Source organism: Paenibacillus cisolokensis (assembly GCF_018403665.1).
Classification (GTDB): Bacteria; Bacillota; Bacilli; order Paenibacillales; family Paenibacillaceae; genus Paenibacillus_AH; species Paenibacillus_AH cisolokensis.
Genome location: NZ_BOVJ01000238.1, coordinates 1 through 3,086 on the forward strand (window position 1 = coordinate 1; position 3,086 = coordinate 3,086).

Here is a 3,086-nt window from a genome sequence, read left to right on the forward strand (position 1 = left end):
AACAGCCTGACTTTTGCAGGATTGGTTGATTTAACAATTTAACACGAATGAAAACAGCGGCGAACAGGTGCTAGGGCTAAACGGCATCGAACAGGTGCTAGGGCTAAACGGCATCGAACAGGTCCCGGGGCTAAACGGCATCGAACAGGTCCCGGGGCTAAACGAGCATCGAACTGGCGTCGTGGCTGTTGTCCGGCTGCAATCGGGCGGCTCCATACCGTCGCGCAGCGGCTCCGGGACAACCTGTCGCCCCCGCCTCGCTTCCGGGCTCACGGGCTCATCCGTTTCAGAACGGTCGGCAGGTCCAAAAGGTCCCGAACGGATCGACGTTCGCCTCCGAAATCAAGATAAACAGCCGCCCAAACGGCTATTTTCCGAGCGCCCCGAACGTTTCTTGCTGTCGCTGGCCTCTGTTGATTTTGCTCGCCGCGGACGATTGCAGTAAAATGGATACGATATGCGGCGGTTTCGATGCACGCAGGGAGGAATGTACAATGCCGGAATGGTATGAAAAGAGCTTCGGCTCTGATTATATGGTCGTCTACAGGCACCGGGACAGGGAGAATGCGGAGCGGGAAGTGCGGAACATGGCCGGATGGCTGGCATTGCCGCCCGGGGCGGAAGTGCTGGATGTCGGCTGCGGCATGGGAAGGCACGCGCTGTCGCTTGCCGATCTCGGCTACCGGGTAACGGGGCTGGATTTGTCGGAAACGCTGCTCGCCGAAGCGCGGGCAAAAGATGAAGGCGGCCGGGTCGAATGGGTGCGCGGCGATATGCGCCGGCTGCCGTTTGCGGACGGACGTTTCGACGTTACGGTCAATCTGTTCACCTCGTTCGGCTATTTCACCGATGAACGCGACAATTGCGCGGTGCTGCGCGAGCTGCGGCGAGTGTTGCGGCCTGCCGGCCAATTTCTGATCGATTACTTGAACCCGGTCTTCGTCGAGCGCAATCTTGTGCCGCATTCGGAAAGGGTCGATCCCGAGACCGGCTGGACGATCGAGGAGCGGCGGCGAATCGAGGACGGCTTCGTGATCAAAACGATCACCATCCGAACGGAAGACGGGGAACGGCACTACGAGGAACGCGTACGGCTGCTTGGGCGCGACTGGTTTGAACGGGCGCTCGCGGAGGCTGGTCTCGAACTGAGGAGAATATACGGCGGGTACGACGGTCAGCCGTACGAGCAAGCAACTTCGCCGAGACTGATTCTGATCGGGAGGGCGGCACGTTGAACGGCGCCGGCGGCAGGCGCGAGCCGGTAACGGCGTGGCCGGATGGCTGGCTGCAGATCAAAGTTCCGCTCCCCTTCTCGCTCCGCTGGGTCAACGCCTATTTGTTGCCCGAGCCGGGAGGCGGATGGACGCTGATCGACCCGGGGCTGCATACGGAAGAGGCGGTAGCGCTATGGGAAGCCGTGCTGAAGGAACGGCGAATCGGCTTCGGCTCGATCGAGCGCATCGTGCTGACCCATCAGCACCCGGACCATTACGGGCTTGCCGGTTGGTTTCAGGAGCGGAGCGGGGCGCCTGTATATATGTCGCGCGCAGCCCGCGATTACACGCTGCGGCTGTGGGGGCCTAAGCGGTCGTTCGAGACGGATCTGAATGCGCTCTTCAAGGCGCACGGCATGCCGGATGTGCTCCGGGAAGGGATAGCCGGCCACCTGGAAAGCTTCGTGGCGAAGGTGTCCCCGCAGCCGGCGGTCGATTTCATCGAAGCGGGCGGAAGGATCGCGATGAACGGCCTCGATTGGGAAACGATCGCCGCTCCCGGACATGCCCGCGGCCAGCTTCTGTTCTATCAACGGGAGAGCAAGCGGATCATCTGCGGTGATCAGGTGCTCCCCCGCATTACGCCCAATATCGGACTTGTGCCGGGACCGGATGAGGAGAGCAATCCGCTGCGGGCGTTTCTGGATCATCTGACTGAGCTGGCGATGTACGATGTGAAGCTGGCTTTTCCGGGACATCGCGATCCGTTTCCGAATTTCGCGGACCGGATCGCCGAGCTGATCGCCCACCACGAGCGCCGGTTGCAGGAGATTGCCGCTATGCTGGCGGAGCCGCTTACCGGTTATGAGGTATGTATTCGCTTGTTCGGCGCGCGGATTGCGGACGATATGCATCATCTTCGATTCGCCATGGCGGAGACGCTGGCCCATCTGGTCGAGCTGGAGGCCGCCGGCGCAGCCGTACGGACGGAACAGGGCGGCGTCGCCCGGTTTCGCGCAGCAGCTAACATATATTGACAAATGTTAAGACAGGCGTCTATGATTACATATATTAATTTCATAGGCGGTGTAATCGATGAAATATTGTACGCAATGCGGCGTACCGATTGCGGATGATGCCGGAACCGTGTGCGAAAACTGCGGCGGCGGTCAGACGGCGGCGGAAGGGGCGGCATCTTTTCAGACGAACCGGCCGGAAGCCTATGCGGCGCTCGCCCGCAATTACCTTTTCCATCCGTTGCAGGCGCTCGGGGATATGGCCGCTGTTCGTTCATTTGTCCCCGGTCTGGTCGCAGCCGGCACGGCCGCGCTCATTCTGGCTGTCGTCGTGCTCGTCTATTTGCATCAGACGGTGGGGGCGCTCAGCTTTATTTTTGGCGGAATTGGCGGATTTAACGGATTCGATGTGCCTTACTTCAGTCTGTTTGTCCGCGTATTGTTCGGCGCGCTCCTGCAGTGGCTGCTGCTGTCGGGCGTGATCGTTGGCGGAGCGAAACTGTTTCGGATGCCGGCGGAGAATGTCCAAGCGTTCAATATGGCCGGTTTGACCAAGCTTTATTTCGCGGCTGCCGCGCTGGCCAGCATGGTGCTCGGCTTCATCCACCCTTGGCTTGGCCTTTCCGTTTTGGCCGGGGGTCTCGTGCTGTCAGCGCACGTGCTGTACAAAGGGATGCGGGCGGTTTCCGGCGACGTGCCGTTTTATTTCGTCCCGGCCGTGCTGACCGCCTACTACATCCTGCTGGGGGCGCTGTTCAGGCTGATGTTCTGACGGACAGGCAGCCGCACGGACGCAGGATCGGAGCAGCATATGCACGTAAGCGGCGTATACGAGTCATAGAAAAGACTGCCAGTT

3 protein-coding genes are annotated in these 3,086 nt (G+C 60.5%); all 3 read left to right on the top strand.

The window, feature by feature from the left end; genetic code table 11:
* The first annotated feature begins 494 nt into the window (after positions 1 to 494).
* Genes PACILC2_RS25060 through PACILC2_RS25070 form a run of 3 tightly spaced genes read left to right on the top strand, consistent with a single transcriptional unit; the run spans position 495 to position 3,002 of the window.
* Positions 495 to 1,235: a class I SAM-dependent methyltransferase gene (locus tag PACILC2_RS25060; protein ID WP_213531653.1), complete on the top strand. Its 741-nt coding sequence runs from the start codon at positions 495 to 497 to the stop codon at positions 1,233 to 1,235.
* Entirely contained in the window at positions 1,232 to 2,251 is a 1,020-nt protein-coding gene (locus PACILC2_RS25065; protein ID WP_213531655.1) for an MBL fold metallo-hydrolase, read from the top strand. The genes PACILC2_RS25060 and PACILC2_RS25065 overlap by 4 nt, the downstream gene beginning before the upstream one ends.
* A gap of 58 nt (positions 2,252 to 2,309) precedes the next feature.
* Complete coding sequence (locus tag PACILC2_RS25070; RefSeq protein ID WP_213531657.1) at positions 2,310 to 3,002, top strand: zinc ribbon domain-containing protein; 693 nt, start codon at positions 2,310 to 2,312, stop codon at positions 3,000 to 3,002.
* Positions 3,003 to 3,086 lie beyond the last annotated feature (84 nt).